14 protein-coding genes are annotated in these 14,061 nt (G+C 72.7%); 6 read left to right on the plus strand and 8 right to left on the minus strand.

Going from position 1 to position 14,061, the window contains the following annotated elements:
* Window positions 1–108: 108 nt before the first annotated feature.
* Window positions 109–1,089, minus strand: a complete 981-nt coding sequence (locus tag OHN19_RS40040) for a fibronectin type III domain-containing protein (RefSeq protein WP_330268909.1) — start codon at window positions 1,087–1,089, stop codon at window positions 109–111.
* Window positions 1,090–1,435: 346 nt separating this feature from the next.
* On the opposite strand from OHN19_RS40040, the gene OHN19_RS40045 reads away from it, so the two are divergent.
* A complete protein-coding gene (locus OHN19_RS40045; protein ID WP_330268910.1) occupies window positions 1,436–2,155 on the plus strand; it encodes a glycoside hydrolase family 75 protein in 720 nt (239 codons plus the stop codon).
* A 44-nt stretch (window positions 2,156–2,199) separates the two neighbouring features.
* On the opposite strand, the gene OHN19_RS40050 is transcribed toward OHN19_RS40045, so the two are convergent.
* The 4 genes from OHN19_RS40050 to OHN19_RS40065 form a co-directional block, all read right to left on the minus strand.
* Window positions 2,200–2,610, minus strand: coding sequence for a PTS fructose transporter subunit IIA (locus OHN19_RS40050; RefSeq protein WP_330268911.1), 411 nt, complete (start codon window positions 2,608–2,610; stop codon window positions 2,200–2,202).
* On the minus strand, window positions 2,603–3,202 hold the full coding sequence (dhaL, locus tag OHN19_RS40055) for a dihydroxyacetone kinase subunit DhaL (RefSeq protein WP_330268912.1): 600 nt from the start codon (window positions 3,200–3,202) through the stop codon (window positions 2,603–2,605). Before dhaL ends, OHN19_RS40050 begins: the two co-directional genes overlap by 8 nt.
* 37 nt (window positions 3,203–3,239) lie before the next feature.
* A complete protein-coding gene (gene dhaK, locus OHN19_RS40060; protein WP_330268913.1) occupies window positions 3,240–4,232 on the minus strand; it encodes a dihydroxyacetone kinase subunit DhaK in 993 nt (330 codons plus the stop codon).
* A 427-nt stretch (window positions 4,233–4,659) separates the two neighbouring features.
* Window positions 4,660–5,634 carry an alpha/beta hydrolase gene (locus tag OHN19_RS40065; protein WP_330268914.1) on the minus strand — a complete coding sequence of 325 codons (975 nt, stop codon included), beginning with the start codon at window positions 5,632–5,634 and terminating at the stop codon, window positions 4,660–4,662.
* Between the two features lie 170 nt (window positions 5,635–5,804).
* Between OHN19_RS40065 and OHN19_RS40070 the strand changes: the two genes are divergently transcribed.
* A complete protein-coding gene (locus tag OHN19_RS40070; protein WP_330268915.1) occupies window positions 5,805–6,278 on the plus strand; it encodes a MarR family winged helix-turn-helix transcriptional regulator in 474 nt (157 codons plus the stop codon).
* Between the two features lie 54 nt (window positions 6,279–6,332).
* On the opposite strand, the gene OHN19_RS40075 is transcribed toward OHN19_RS40070, so the two are convergent.
* Window positions 6,333–7,202, minus strand: a complete 870-nt coding sequence (locus tag OHN19_RS40075; RefSeq protein WP_330268916.1) for a helix-turn-helix transcriptional regulator — start codon at window positions 7,200–7,202, stop codon at window positions 6,333–6,335.
* A 154-nt stretch (window positions 7,203–7,356) separates the two neighbouring features.
* On the opposite strand from OHN19_RS40075, the gene OHN19_RS40080 reads away from it, so the two are divergent.
* Entirely contained in the window at window positions 7,357–8,373 is a 1,017-nt protein-coding gene (locus OHN19_RS40080) for a zinc-dependent alcohol dehydrogenase family protein (RefSeq protein WP_330268917.1), read from the plus strand.
* Between the two features lie 24 nt (window positions 8,374–8,397).
* On the opposite strand, the gene OHN19_RS40085 is transcribed toward OHN19_RS40080, so the two are convergent.
* A complete protein-coding gene (locus OHN19_RS40085) occupies window positions 8,398–9,780 on the minus strand; it encodes a Tat pathway signal sequence domain protein (protein ID WP_330268918.1) in 1,383 nt (460 codons plus the stop codon).
* Between the two features lie 196 nt (window positions 9,781–9,976).
* Here OHN19_RS40085 and OHN19_RS40090 point away from each other — a divergent pair, with 196 nt between their 5' ends.
* The gene (locus OHN19_RS40090; protein WP_330268919.1) at window positions 9,977–11,710 is read left to right on the plus strand and encodes a glycoside hydrolase family 15 protein; all 1,734 of its coding nucleotides are present in this window, start codon (window positions 9,977–9,979) and stop codon (window positions 11,708–11,710) included.
* A gap of 183 nt (window positions 11,711–11,893) precedes the next feature.
* Here the strand turns inward: OHN19_RS40090 and OHN19_RS40095 are convergent, their stop codons facing one another.
* A complete protein-coding gene (locus OHN19_RS40095; RefSeq protein WP_330268920.1) occupies window positions 11,894–12,271 on the minus strand; it encodes a DUF6479 family protein in 378 nt (125 codons plus the stop codon).
* Between the two features lie 107 nt (window positions 12,272–12,378).
* On the opposite strand from OHN19_RS40095, the gene OHN19_RS40100 reads away from it, so the two are divergent.
* Window positions 12,379–12,753 carry a ferredoxin gene (locus tag OHN19_RS40100; RefSeq protein ID WP_330268921.1) on the plus strand — a complete coding sequence of 125 codons (375 nt, stop codon included), beginning with the start codon at window positions 12,379–12,381 and terminating at the stop codon, window positions 12,751–12,753.
* Window positions 12,754–12,877: 124 nt separating this feature from the next.
* The gene (locus tag OHN19_RS40105) at window positions 12,878–14,056 is read left to right on the plus strand and encodes an acyl-CoA dehydrogenase family protein (RefSeq protein ID WP_330268922.1); all 1,179 of its coding nucleotides are present in this window, start codon (window positions 12,878–12,880) and stop codon (window positions 14,054–14,056) included.
* The last annotated feature ends 5 nt before the right edge of the window (window positions 14,057–14,061 follow it).

A 14,061-nucleotide genomic window follows, 5' to 3' on the forward strand; every position in this document is an offset into this window, starting at 1 on the left:
AGCCCGTGCTGCCTCAGGGGCAGCCAACGCGCTCACGGTCCCGCCCGCATGCGGAGCGCCGCCGTACAGGTGACGGAACCCCGCGGCCCGCGCAGGGGTGAGGAGCCGTCACGGGGAGGCGGCGGCCCCCGTGGTGACCGTCCGCTCGACCGACAGCCCGCCCCAGGTGCCGTCGGGCAGCCGGGCCCGGATCCGCACCCGGTGGCGCTCCCCGGCCTCCCGCCCCAGATAGAAGCTGTACGTCGTCCTCCCGCGCGGAGGCGTCCCACCGAACACGAGCGAGGTGGCCGCAGCCCCGTCGAGGCGGACCTGGTACTCGGTGACGACCCCGTCCGTCCGGGGCGGGAGCCAGGCCAGGTCCAGGTAGTACGCCCCGTCGTCGTCCAGCCGGGTCGTGGCGCGGAAGTCCGTCGGGGCGGTGCCCCGGCCGTCGTCGCCGCCCGGCGTGGTGAGGCGGACGGTCGCCCCGGCGGGCGAGAGGTTGTCGGCCGCGTCCCGGGCCCGGACGGTGAACGCGTAGCGCGTGCCGGGACGCAGCCCCGTGACCACGGCCGCCGTCTGGGTGCCGCCCACACTGTGGATCTTGCTGCCGCCCTGGTAGATGTCGTACGACACCACATCCCGGTCGTCCGAAGAGGCGGCCCAGCTCAGCTGGACGGCCCGGCTGCCCGCCGTCCGGCCGCGCAGCTCGCCGGGCCGGGTCGGGGCGGAGCGGTCCGCCGCCGTGGCCGCGGGAGTCGTCGCCCGTACCTGCCGGCTCGGCGGGCCGAGACGCCCCTCGGCGTCGCGGGCCCGGACGGTGAAGACATACGGGGTGCCGGGCCGGAGCCTGGTGACATCCACCATGTGCTGTGCACCGGGGACATCACGGATCTTTGTAGTGCCGCGATACACCTCGTAGCGCTCGACCCTCGCGTCGACGGCGTTCCACATCACATGCACGCTCGTCGCGCTGCCCGCGGCCGCCGTGACGCCCACCGGAGCTGCGGGCAGCCGACCGCGCTCCGCCTCGTCCGGACCGCCCCACCCGCAGGAACCGACGAACACGAGCGCCGCGCACAGGGCCAGGGGGACGGGTACGCCTCGCACGACTCTGCCTCCCCGGGCGACACCACGGCAATGGTCCGGACCAATATGGCGCCGGTGGTGGGCCCGCGGCAAGGGGGCGAACTCGTGGGCCGGGCTCGGGACGGTTACGTATGCTGAAGCCCTTCGCGGCCGAACTCTCCACGAGGCAAGGGGAATTCGTGCTGGTGGCGCGGACCGCTGTCGTCGCTGTTCCCGCGCCGTACGGGTGGCCGGGAGGCCGGGGTCCGTCGACGGCCCCGGTTCCCGGCCCCTGCCCCGTCCGGACCACCTGCGGTGGCCGCTCGGTTGAAAGCGCATCAGATTGGGCTGCGTGCTCGTCAATGCCGCCGAGGAGAGGTCCCTTATCGTGCGTGTCCAGTCGCTGACGCTGGCCGCGGCAAGCGCCGCTCTGCTCGCCCCCACGGCGGCCCCGGCCATGGAGCTCGCCACCGCCCGCACGGAGCCGGTGGTGCGGCGCGAGGGCACGGTCCCGGCCGCGGACCTGCTGGCCCGGGTGCGGGACTGCACCCCCGTCTCGCGCGGCCGCTACCGCACCGACGAGGACAGGCCCGCGACCGTCCCGGTCTGCGGCACCGAGGAGGCCGTGTTCTGGACGGCCGACATGGACATCGACTGCGACGGCAGGCCGGGTCGCCAGTGCAACAGCCTTACCGACCCCCTCTTCTCGGACGCCACCGCCTACGAGCAGTCCGACGGCCGCTATCTGAGTGCCGAGAAGCTGCCGTACATCGTGGTCCCGACTCCGAGCCCGATCTGGGACTACCGCGCCCACGGGGTGCACGGCGGGGCGGTCGCCGCCGTCGTGTACGAGGACCGGGTGCAGTACGCCGTCGTCGGGGACGTGGGCCCGAGCGGCATCATCGGCGAGGCGTCCTACGCGACCGCGAAGGCGCTCGGCATCCGCCCGGACCCGCACGGCGGCGGTGTGCCCTCCGGTGTCACCTACATCGTCTTCAAGGACTCCCGGGTGAAGCCGATCGAGGACCACGAGGCCGCCGTGACGCTGGGGGAGCGGCTGGCCCGGGAGTTCGTACAGGGCGGACCAGCGGCAGATCCCAAGGGGTGAACGGGCCCGGCGGCTGCCGGGCCCGTCCTCCGGGTGGTGGTTCGTCAGACCTTCCGGTAGCTGTACGCCTCCGCCGCGGCCGCCTCCACCGCCGCGAGGTCGGCCCCGGTGGCCGCCGTGACCACCGCGGCCACCGCTCCCTCGACGAAGGGGGCGTCCACCAGGCGGGTGCCGTCCGGGAGTTCGTCGCCCTCCGCCAGGAGTGCCTTGACGGTGAGCACCGCGCTGCCGAGGTCGGTCAGCACGGCGACCCCGGCGCCCCGGTCCACGGACGCGGCCGCAGCGGCGATCAGCTCCGCGCTCGTACCGAGCCCGCCGCCCTCGGTGCCGCCCGCCGCGGCGACCGGCACCTCGGTGCCGCCACCCGCGAGTCCCTTCGCCAACTCCGCGACGGCAGAGGCGACTTCGGCGCTGTGCGACACCAGCACGATCCCGACCGATGCCACGTCACTCACCGGCCGCCTCCGCGAGAGCCGCGATCAGGAGGGCAGCCGAGGTGGCGCCCGGGTCCTGGTGCCCGATGCTGCGTTCGCCGAGATAACTCGCCCGGCCCTTGCGCGCCTGCAACGGTGTGGTGGACAGGGCCCCTTGCTCGGCGGCGGTGCGCGCCGCGGCGAAGCCGGTGCCGAGCGCGTCGACGGCGGGCACCAGCGTGTCGATCATGGTCTTGTCGCCCGTCGCGGCCCCGCCCAGCGTCATGACCGCCTCCACGCCCGCCCGCAGCGCCTCGGTGAGCTGTTCCGCGCTGACCTCGGTGGCGTCCCCGAGCGCCTTTCCGGTCCGCCGCAGCAGCGTCCCGTACAGGGGCCCCGAAGCGCCCCCGACCGTCGAGATGAGTTGGCGCCCGGCGAGGGTGAGGACCCCGCCCGGGGTGCCCGGGGCCTCCTTCTCCAGGGTCGCGGTCACCGCGGTGAACCCGCGCTGGAGGTTGCTGCCGTGATCGGCGTCCCCGATGGGGGAGTCGAGGTCGGTGAGCCGCTCCGCCTCACGGTCGACGGACGCGGCGGTCGCCGTCATCCAACGGCGGAAGAAGTCGGCGTCGAGCACTGGATCTCCTTGCGTGGTCGGTACGTTGATCGCCTGCTCACACTCCCCAGCGCAGCCCCGGTGTCCGCACCGGCGCGTCCCACAGCCGCAGCAGGTCCTCGTCCACCTGGCACAGGGTGACGGAGGCGCCCGCCATGTCGAGCGAGGTCACGTAGTTGCCGACCAGGGTGCGGGCGACGGCTACCCCGCGGTCGGCGAGCACCCGCTGCACCTCGGCGTTGAAGCCGTACAGCTCCAGCAGCGGGGTGGCACCCATGCCGTTGACCAGGACGAGCACGGGATTGCGCGGGCTCATGTCGTCCAGGATCGCGTGCACCGAGAAGTCGGCGATCTCCCGGGAGGTCATCATCGGGCGCCGCTCCCGGCCGGGCTCACCATGGATGCCGACCCCCAACTCCAGCTCGCCGGCAGGCAGATCGAAGGTCGGGCTGCCCTTGGCGGGCGTGGTGCAGGCGCTGAGGGCGACGCCGAAACTCCGGGAGTTCTCGTTGACCTGCCGGGCGATAGCCTCCACCCGCTCCAGCGGCTGTCCTTCGTCCGCCGCGGCGCCCGCGATCTTCTCCACGAACAGGGTGGCGCCGGTGCCGCGCCGGCCGGCCGTGTAGAGACTGTCGGTGACGGCGACATCGTCGTTCACGAGGACCTTGGCGACCTGGATGCCCTCGTCCTCGGCGAGTTCGGCCGCCATGTCGAAGTTGAGCACGTCACCCGTGTAGTTCTTCACGATGAACAGCACCCCGGCCCCGCTGTCCACGGCGGCCGCCGCCCGCACCATCTGGTCCGGCACCGGCGAGGTGAACACCTCGCCCGGGCAGGCCGCGGAGAGCATGCCGGGTCCCACGAAACCGCCGTGCAGGGGCTCGTGCCCGGACCCGCCACCGGAGATCAGGGCGACCTTTCCGGCCACGGGTGCGTCCCGCCGTACGATCACGCGGTTCTCGACGTCCACGGTCAGCTCCGGATGGGCCGCCGCCATGCCACGCAGGGCGTCCGCGACGACGGTTTCCGGGACGTTGATGATCATCTTCATGAGTGCCTCCTGATGAGCCTGAGGGACGGGCGTCCGGCCTGGGTCGTCGCTGTCCTGTGGGCCACTGTCAGTTCTGTGTTCGGTCGTCGGGCGCTGCTGTCGGCAGTATCGACCTTGAGGCACCGAAGGTCACGTGCGCGACCGCTCCTGGGCGTGGTCGGACGGGGTGCGGCGGGGCGTGATCGCATGGCGGCGGCGGGACGGTCGCGGTGCGCGGCCGCGACTGTGCCGGGAGGTGCCCGACGCCCCTCGGGGGTGCGGGGCCCCGCGTCGGGCAGGGCGAGGTCGCCGAGCCCTTTCGAAGGCCCTGTCCCGCGTGGGTGAACTCGGCTTCCCTGCCAGGGGGTGAAGCACCATGGTCCGCCGCCCGTCAGACATCGTCCGGGCTCCCGCCGGCCCCGACAGCCGGCGGAGCCACGTCTTCGGTTCAGGCCCGGCTCTCGGCGAAGGCGGTGCGGAGGACCGTCACCGCCTGGGTGATCGCGGCCTCGGCGGCGTGCGTGCCGCGCAGGGCGTTGAGCATGACGAAGTCGTGGATGATGCCCTGGTAGCGGGTGGCCGTGACGGGGACGCCGGCCTGGCGGAGCTTGTTGGCGTAGGCCTCGCCCTCGTCGCGCAGGACGTCGGCCTCGGCGGTGACGACGAGGGCCGGGGGCAGGCCCGTGAGCTGCTCGGTCGTGGCGCGCAGCGGGGAGGCGGTGATCTCCGCCCGCCGGGCGGGGTCGGTCGTGTACTGGTCCCAGAACCACTGCATGGCGTCGAGCCGCAGGAAGTAGCCCTCGGCGAACTGGCGGTACGACGGGGTGTCGAACGCCGCGTCGGTGACGGGGTAGAACAGCACCTGCTGCACGAGGCTCACATCGCCCCGCTCCTTGGCCATGAGCGTGAGGGCGGCGCTCATGTTGCCCCCCACGCTGTCGCCGGCCACGGCGACGCGGGTGGCGTCCAGCCCCTTGCCGGCGCCGTCGCGGACGATCCACTGGGCGACGGCGTAGTTCTGCTCGATGGCGACGGGGTAGCGGGCCTCGGGGGAGAGGTCGTACTCGGGGAAGACGACGGCCGCGCCGGCGCCGACGGCCAGTTCGCGGACCAGGCGGTCGTGGGTGTGGGCGTTGCCGAAGACCCAGCCGGCGCCGTGGATGTAGAGGATCACCGGCAGGGTGCCGCCGGCTCCGGCGGGCTTGACGATCCTGGCGCGGACCGTGCCGGTCGGGCCGCCCGTGACCGTGATCCACTCCTCGTCCACCTGCGGCTTGGCGATGTCGCCGGACTGGACCTCGTCGACGGCCTTGCGGCCCTCCGCGGGCCCGAGGTCGAACAGGTACGGCGGATTGGCGGTGGCGGCGGCGAACTCGGCCGCGGCGGGCTCCAGAACCGGGGCGGTCGGGGTGTAGTCGCTCATGGCGGACTCCTTGTTCGTGTCGCGGAGCGGGCGGGGTGCCCTGTCCACGACCAGAAGCCTATGACGCGATTACCTCGTGCACAAGTAAATCTGGCACGTGGAAATTTTGTCATCGGTGGTTTAGGGTGGCTCGGATACTGATCGCGTAGGACCCTGAGGAGGAGGCCGCCATGGGCAGTGCGGAGACGGGCACCGAGCAGGACTTCTCCCTGCTCCTGGACGATCAGCTGTGCTTCGCCCTGTACGCGGCCTCCCGTGCGGTGACCAACCGCTACCGGCCGCTCCTGGAGGAGTTCGGGCTGACCTACCCCCAGTACCTGGTGCTCCTGGTGCTGTGGGAGCACGACACGGTTCCCATCAAGGACATCGGAGCCGCCCTCCAGCTCGACTACGGCACCCTCACCCCGCTGATCAAGCGTCTGGAATCGGCCGGTCTGGTCCGCCGGGAGCGGCGCCCGGACGACGAGCGCACCGTCCTCGTCACCCTCACCGACCAGGGTGCCCAGCTTCGTGAGCGTGCCCGGACCATCCCGAAGGCCATCGGCGACGCCATGGGCCTGACCCCGACGCAGTTCGACCAGGCCCGCGGCCTGCTCCGCCTCCTGGCCACGAACGTCTCCGAGTCGGGCCGGGGCGGGGCGTAACCGGCCGACCGGTCCCGTCCGCCCCTGCCTCCGTCCGCCCCCGCCCGCTCCCGGTCAGCCGACCGGTGAGGAGGCCGCCATGTTCTGCTCGGCGGCCCAGGAGGCGAGGATGCGCAGGCGGTCGTGGGTCGGGGAGCCCGGGGCCGCCGTCCACACGGTCAGGTGCTGGTCGGGGTCCATGTTCGCCGTCAGGGTGTCCCAGTCCAGGACGAGTTCCCCCACCACCGGATGGTTGAGGGTCTTGGTGCCCACCGTGCGGCCCGCGACCCGGTGCTCACCCCACCACTGGGCGAACTGCTGGTCGCGCAGCGACAGTTCACCCACCAGCTCGATCAGCCGCGGGTCCTCGGGATACTTCGCCGCCTCCATCCGCAGCTGCGCCACGGAGATCTGCGCCGATGTCTCCCAGTCGGCGTACAGAGTCCGCATCGCCCGGTCGGTGAACTGGATCCGGGGATAGTTGCGGTGCTTCTCCGGGAGGCGGGAGAAGTCGGTGACCAGCGCCGCCGCCAGCGAGTTCCAGGCCAGGATGTCCCCGCGCCGCCCCTGGACCAGGGCCGGCGTGGCCGTCAGGTCGTCCAGGACCCGCTGCAACTGCGGCTGCACCTTCTGCCGGCCCCGGTTGCGGGTACGGCCCACGGGCTTGCCGGCCAGCTGGAAGAGGTACGACCGCTGGTCGTCGTCCAGATGGAGCACCCGGGCGAGGACGTCCAGCACGGGAGCCGAGGCCTGCATCCGGCCCTGCTCCAGCCGGGTGTAGTAGTCGGTGCTGATCGAGGCGAGCTGGGCGACCTCCTCACGGCGCAGTCCGGCGACCCGGCGGGGGCCGCCCTGCTCGGGCAGTCCGACGGTGCGCGGGCTCAGCTCCGAGCGGCGCTTCCTGAGGAATTCTCCCAGCTCATTGAGGGGAACGTTGCTGGTCATGCCTCCCAGGATGGCACCGATCGCACCGCCTCAAGGGGGGAGAGTTTTCTCCCAGGATCCGCGCCTCCCAGGGATGCGTTCCTCCGCTGTTCGCGCACGCCCTCGCGTGTGAGGCTCGATGGCGAACCGACCGCGAACCGAAGGAAGCACCATCATGCGAGGCGCAGTCATCCACGCTCCCGGAGACGTCCGTTTCGAGCAGCTCGACGACCCGAGGATCCTGAAGCCGACGGACGCGGTCATCCGTACCGTCGCCACCTGTGTGTGCGGCTCGGACCTGTGGGCCTACCGCGGCGCGGAACCCATCGGCGACCCGCACCCCATGGGGCACGAGTACGTCGGCGTCGTCGAGGAGGTCGGCAGCGCGGTGGACAACGTCAGGCCGGGCCAGTTCGTGGTCGGCTCCTTCGCCACCTCCGACAACACCTGCGCCAACTGCCGCAACGGCTGGCAGTCCTCCTGTCTGAACCGGGAGTTCATGAGCACCTGCCAGGCCGAGTACGTGCGCATCCCCAACGCCCACGGCACCCTGGTCGCCACCGAGGATCACCCCGGAGCCGAGTTCGTGCCCAGCCTGCTGGCCGTCTCCGACGTGATGGGCACCGGCTGGTACGCCGCCGTGGCAGCCGGGGTCGAGCCCGGCTCGACCGCTGTCGTGGTCGGGGACGGGGCGGTCGGGCTGTGCGGGGTCATCGCCGCGAAGGAACTCGGGGCCGAGCGGATCATCGCCATGAGCCGGCACGAGTCCCGGCAGAAGCTGGCCCTGGAGTTCGGCGCCACCCACATCGTCACCGAGCGCGGCGAGGACGGCGTCGCCCGCGTCAAGGACCTCACCGGCGGCATCGGCGCCGACAGCGTGCTGGAGTGCGTGGGCACCGCCGAGTCGATGAGCCAGGCCCTGCACTCCACCCGGCCCGGCGGCAACGTCGGCTTCGTCGGCGTCCCGCACGAGGTCGCCGTGGACGGCCAGGAGCTGTTCTTCTCCCACGTCGGCCTGCGCGGCGGCCCCGCCCCCGTGCGCCGCTTCCTGCCCGACCTCATCGAGCGGGTCCTGTCCGGCCGTATCGAACCCGGCAAGGTCTTCGACCTCACCCTCCCGCTCGACCAGGTCGCCGAGGGCTACAAGGCCATGGACGAACGCCGCGCCGTCAAGACCCTCCTCACCCCCTGAACCGTCCCGGCGTGCGCCCCGGGCTCAGGCCCGCAGGGGATTGGCCCGGGACGCGGCCAGGAGGTACCACGCCGTGGCACCCGTGTGCCGGTAGGGGTAGTAGCCGAACCCGAAGCCCGTGTCGAGGGGGCTGCTCGCCGAGACCACTCCGGAGCGGGCGGGGAGCGGTGTGCCACCGACGGTCTGCTCTGCGCCGAGGAGATCCTGCGCGCGTTCGATCGAGCCGAGGAGCCGGCGGGCGCGCTTCTCGTCGCCGCCCGCGCCCCGGTCGCGCAGGGCGAGGGCGAGATGGGCGGTGCCCTCGAACCAGACCCCGTTGCGGTCCGGCCTGGGCTGCCCCTCGGCTATCGGGGCGGCCTCGTTCGCCAGCAGGCTCGCGGAGCTGAAGGTGACGCCCGGGTAGGACTGACCGGCCGGGACGGTGCTGTTGGGCCGGTCCGCGGTGTCCAGGACGGCCAGCCCGGACGCGGCCCAGTCGAGGGAGCGGGCGTGGGCCGGGGAGGAGAGGGCGAGGTGGGTCCAGGTCTGGGTGTCCTCCGGGATCGGCGACCTGTTGATCGTCACGCCGTCGTTGGTGCCGGTGTAGAAGAAGCCGCCCGCCGGCTCCCACATCTTCTCGACGAAGGCCCGGGCCCGCGCCCGGCGCTCCCGCCACACCCGGTCCCCGGTGAGCCGGGCCAGCCGTCCAAACAGCGCGACCAGGTCGGTGTTGTGCTCGGTCGAGGTGAACGGCAGTTTTTCGTCGGCCCCGTTGACGCCGAACTTGTACCCGCCGAGCGGCTCGTCGGTCCGCCCGACCCGCTCGATCCACTCGCCGATCCGCACCGCGCCGGTGAGGAAGCGCCGCTCACCGGTCCGCGCGGCGAGCGCGCCGAGCGCGATACCGGCCCACGCCATGTCGCCCACGGCGGTACCGGTGAAGCCGAACTGCGTACCGACGTTGGCCGTACCGTCCGCCCGCACGAACCCGTCAGGCTGCGGGGAGCCGTCGTAGAAGGTGTACGGCCCGACGTTGTAGGCCTGCCGCAGTCGGCCGTCGTCGTACCCCGGGTCGTGGGCCTGGGCGTACAGCAGTGCGTCACCGAGGGCCACGGCACGGGAGCGGCCCGCGGGGGAGGCGAGGTGGGCCAGGATCGCGAGGGCGTTGTCGTAGGTGAACGCGGTGCTGAACAGGCCCGCCTGGTCCGTGTAGCTCTGGGTGAGCCGGATCGTGCCGTGGTCCGGGTAGGCGTCCATGGCGGCGGCGAGGAAGGCCCGCGCGCGGCCCGGCGCCGAGACCGCGGACGCGCCGGACGCGCCCTGTGCCGCCCGGGCCGGAACGGTGCCGACCGCGGTGAGCGCCACGGCTCCGAGGCCGGTCCCGATGAGCGTACGGCGGCTGAGGGGGTGGCGGGGACTGCCGGTCATGGGACTCCTCGGAGGTGCGGGCCAGGGGCTCTGAGAGCGCTCTCAAGCGGTGCGGGCTCATTCTGCTGGGGCCCGAGGGGCGGGTCAACGTCCTGGAGCGGAATAGCAGTTGACCATCTCTCCCCGATCCCCTCACCCCGGCGGTTCCGACCCGGCCCTCCCGTTGATCTCCCCGCCCCCGGGGTACCCGTGCGCCATGACCACCCTCCATCCACCCCACGCGCTGCACGACTACGCGCTGCTGGCGGACGGTGAGCGTGGGGCGCTCATCGGGCCCGACGGTGTCATCGGGTGGTTGTGCGCTCCTGCCTGGCACGACGACGCGGTCTGCGCCGCTCTGGTCGGCGGGCGGGGTGCGTACGCCATCACCCCGCGGGGGCGTTACGTCTTCGGCGGCTACTACGAGGAAGGCACGTTGATCTGGCGCAGCCGCTGGGTCACCGACCGGGGAATCGTCGAGTGCCGCGAGGCACTGGCCTTCCCCGGCGACCCGGACCGGCTCGTCCTGCTGCGGCAGCTGCGCGCGGTCGACGGCCCCGCCCGCCTCACCGTGCTCCTCGACCCGCACGGTGACTACGGCGCCGCGGAGCTCGACTCCGTCCGCCGCGGCGACGACGGCGTATGGGAGCTGCGCACCGGACGGCACCGTCTGCGCTGGCAGGGCGCGCCGGGAGCGGTCCCCGGCGAGCACGGGCTGACCCTCGACATCGAGCTGCGGCCCGGCGAGCGGCACGACCTGGTCCTGGAGTGCGCCACGTCCCCGCTGCCGGCCGACCTACCGGAGCCCCGGCGGACCTGGGCGGCCACCGAGGCCGCCTGGCGCGAGGCGGTCCCCGCGCTCGACGACACCGTCGCGCCCCGTGACGCGCGCCGGGCGTACGCCGTCCTGCGCGGTCTCACCACGCGGGGCGGCGGCATGGTCGCGGCGGCGACGACCAGCCTGCCCGAGCGCGCGGAGGAGGGGCGCAACTACGACTACCGGTACGTGTGGATCCGCGACCAGAGCTACGCCGGACAGGCCGCTGCCGCCGCAGGCGAGCATGTCCTCCTCGACGCCGCCGTCGACTTCGTCACCGCACGCCTGCACGCGGACGGTCCCCGCCTGGTGCCCGCCTACACCGTGCACGGCGACCCCGTCCCCGCCCAGCGTGACCTCGACCTGCCCGGCTATCCGGGCGGCTTCGACCGTGTCGGCAACCAGGTGGGGGACCAGTTTCAGCTCGACTGCTTCGGCGAGGCCCTCCTGCTGCTCGCGGCCGCCGAACGCCACGGTCGCCTGGACGAGGGCCACTGGAAGGCCGCGGAGACCGGCGTCCGGGCCATCGCCGACCGCTGGCGTCAACCGGACGCGGGAATCTGGGAGTTGGACGACCGGCACTGGACCCACAGCAGGCTCATCTGTGTCGCGGGCCTGCGTGCCGTCGCCGGGGCGGCGCCCCGCCACCCGCTCGCCGAGACCTGCACCACCCTGGCGGACACCCTCCTCGACGCGGCCGAGCGGACCTGCCGCCACCCCGACGGCCACTGGCAGCGCACCCCCGACGACCCGGCCGTGGACGCGGCCCTGCTGCTGCCCGGCGTACGCGGCGCCCTGCCCGCCGCCGACCCGCGCACCCGGGCCACCCTCGCCGCGTGCCGCCGTGACCTGGCCGACGACCACTTCCTCTACCGCTTCCGCCACGACGACCGGCCCCTGGAGGAGGCCGAGGGAGCCTTCCTGCTGTGCGGGTTCGTGATGGCGCTCGCGGAGCACCAGCAGGGCCGCAGCGTCGAGGCGTACCGCTGGTTCGAACGCAACCGCGGGGCCTGCGGGGCGTCGGGCCTGTACGCGGAGGAGTTCGACATCGCCCAGCGCCAGCTGCGCGGCAACCTCCCGCAGGCCTTCGTGCACGCACTGCTGCTGGAGGCGGCCGCCCGGCTCGGTGAGTGAGCGGGCGACCGCCTCCAGCGGTGCGGAGGATCACTCCTGCGGGGATGCCGCGACAGCCTCCAGGGATGCGGCGACAAGCCTCCAGGGATGCCGCGACAAGCCTCCAGGAGTGCGGCGACAGCCTCCAGGGGTGCGGCGACGGGGAGACCCGGCGGTGCGGGGTAACCCGCACCCGGTCCGGCGTCAGCCGCCCCCGGGCCCCCCGCTGCCGAAGGACCCGCTGCTGCCCTCGTCCCAGCGCGGGCGGTCTCCGGAGGAGCCCGTCCGGGTCGGGCTGTTGCCGTGGTTCGGCAGTTCGTGCGGTGTCAGGCGGGTGTCGCTCCGCGGCACCTCGTCGGCCTCCCGGTGCTCCCTGACCTCACGGACCGGTCCGCTCTCGGGCAGCCTCGGCTGCTCGTCGGGAGTGGGCGGAGGCGACTCGCGGCGCCTGACCCGGGAGCCCAGCCAGAAGGCGCCGATCAGCACCGCCACGACCACCACACCCGCGGCGATCACTCCGGCCGCGAGGCCGCCCCGGCCCGCCGCCATGTCCATCCATTCGGTGTTCAGGGCTTGGTTCATGCCACGCGAGTACCCCGGGCGCCCCCGGCGAACCGACCGGCCCCCGAACGGCGTGAACACCCCGAACCCGGGGGTTTGGCGACCCGGGCCCCGGCTACCCGACCCCCGTGACGACTTCGACTTCCCAGCAGGAGCTCTTCCGGTTCCTGGAGGACCGCTTCGCGTGTGCCCAGGCGTGCACCGAGTGCGCGCGCGCCTGCGCGCTGCGTGCGAGCCTGGTCGATCCGGACGGGACCGAGGAACAGGAACTACTGCGCCGCAAGGGCATCATGTGCGCCGAGGTGTGCGACGCGACCTGCCGTGTGCTCTCCGAGGAGAACCACCTCGACGAGGCCGGCATCCGCGTCCAGCTGGAGTGGTGCCGCTCGGTGTGCCTGGAGTGCGCGCAGGTCATGGACCGGCACGCCGGCGCCGAGGACGCGGCCAAGGCGTGCCGCGAGTGCGCCCAGGCGTGCACGGACTTCATGGCGACCCTCCTCTGAGACGGCGAAGCCTCTGAGAGAGCGCTCCCGCGCCGGACGGACCCTCCCCTGACCGTTCCCAATTACTGGAACACGTTCTACCGTGTGCGCCGTCAGGACCGGTCCCGGGGAGCCTGGAGGCGCCGTGCATCTCGACCACACGCCCGAGCAGCAGCGGCTGCGCACCGAACTGCGCACCTACTTCGCGGAACTGGTCCCGGACAACGCACACGCCCGCTTCACCGACCGGGACGCCCAGAAGCGCTTCTACCGCGACACCATCCGCCGCCTCGGCACCGACGGCTGGCTCGGGGTGGGCTGGCCCGAGGAGTACGGCGGCCGCGGCCTGACCGCGATGGAACAGTTCATCTTCTTCGACGAGGCCGCCCAGGCCGGCGTACCGCTGCCGCTCATGGCGCTCAACACCGTCGGGCCGACGATCATGCAGTACGGCACCGAGGAGCAGAAGTCCTGGTTCCTGCCCCGCATCCTCTCCGGCGAGATCGACTTCGCCATCGGTTACAGCGAGCCCGACGCGGGCACCGACCTCGCCTCCCTGAAGACCCGCGCGGTGCGCGACGGGGACGAGTACGTCGTCAACGGGCACAAGATCTGGACCACCAACGGCGACACCGCCGACTGGGTCTGGCTCGCCGTGCGCACCGACCCGGACGCCCCGCCGCACAAGGGCATCACCATGCTCCTGATGCCGACCACCGACCCCGGCTACTCCTGCACCGTCATCAACACCCTCGCCTCGCACGACACCACGGCCAGCTACTACGAGAACGTCCGGGTCCCCGTCTCCCACCGCGTCGGTGAGGAGAACCGGGGCTGGCGGCTGATCACCAACCAGCTCAACCACGAGCGGGTCACCCTCGCCGCCCACGGCACCATGGCCATCCGCGCCCTCCAGAACGTCCAGCGCTGGGCCATGGAGACCAAGCTCGCCGACGGCCGCCGGGTGATCGACCTGCCGTGGGTGCGCCGCCGCCTCGCCCAGACCCACACCCGGCTCGACGCGCTCAAGCTCCTCAACTGGCGCATGGTGAACGCCGTCCAGGACGGCACCCTCACCCCCCAGGACGCCTCCGCCGTCAAGGTCTACGGCTCCGAGGCCCGCCGGGACGCCTACGCGTGGCTCATGGAGATCGTCGCGGCGGCCGGCGCGCTCAAGGAGGGCTCGGTGGGCGAGGTCCTGCACGGCGAACTGGAGCGCGGCTACCGCTCGGCCGTCATCTTCACCTTCGGCGGCGGCAACAACGAGATCCAGCGCGAGATCATCTCGTGGATCGGCCTGGGTATGCCGCGGGTACGGCGTTAGCCTGC

Source organism: Streptomyces griseorubiginosus (assembly GCF_036345115.1).
Classification (GTDB): domain Bacteria; phylum Actinomycetota; class Actinomycetes; order Streptomycetales; family Streptomycetaceae; genus Streptomyces; species Streptomyces griseorubiginosus_C.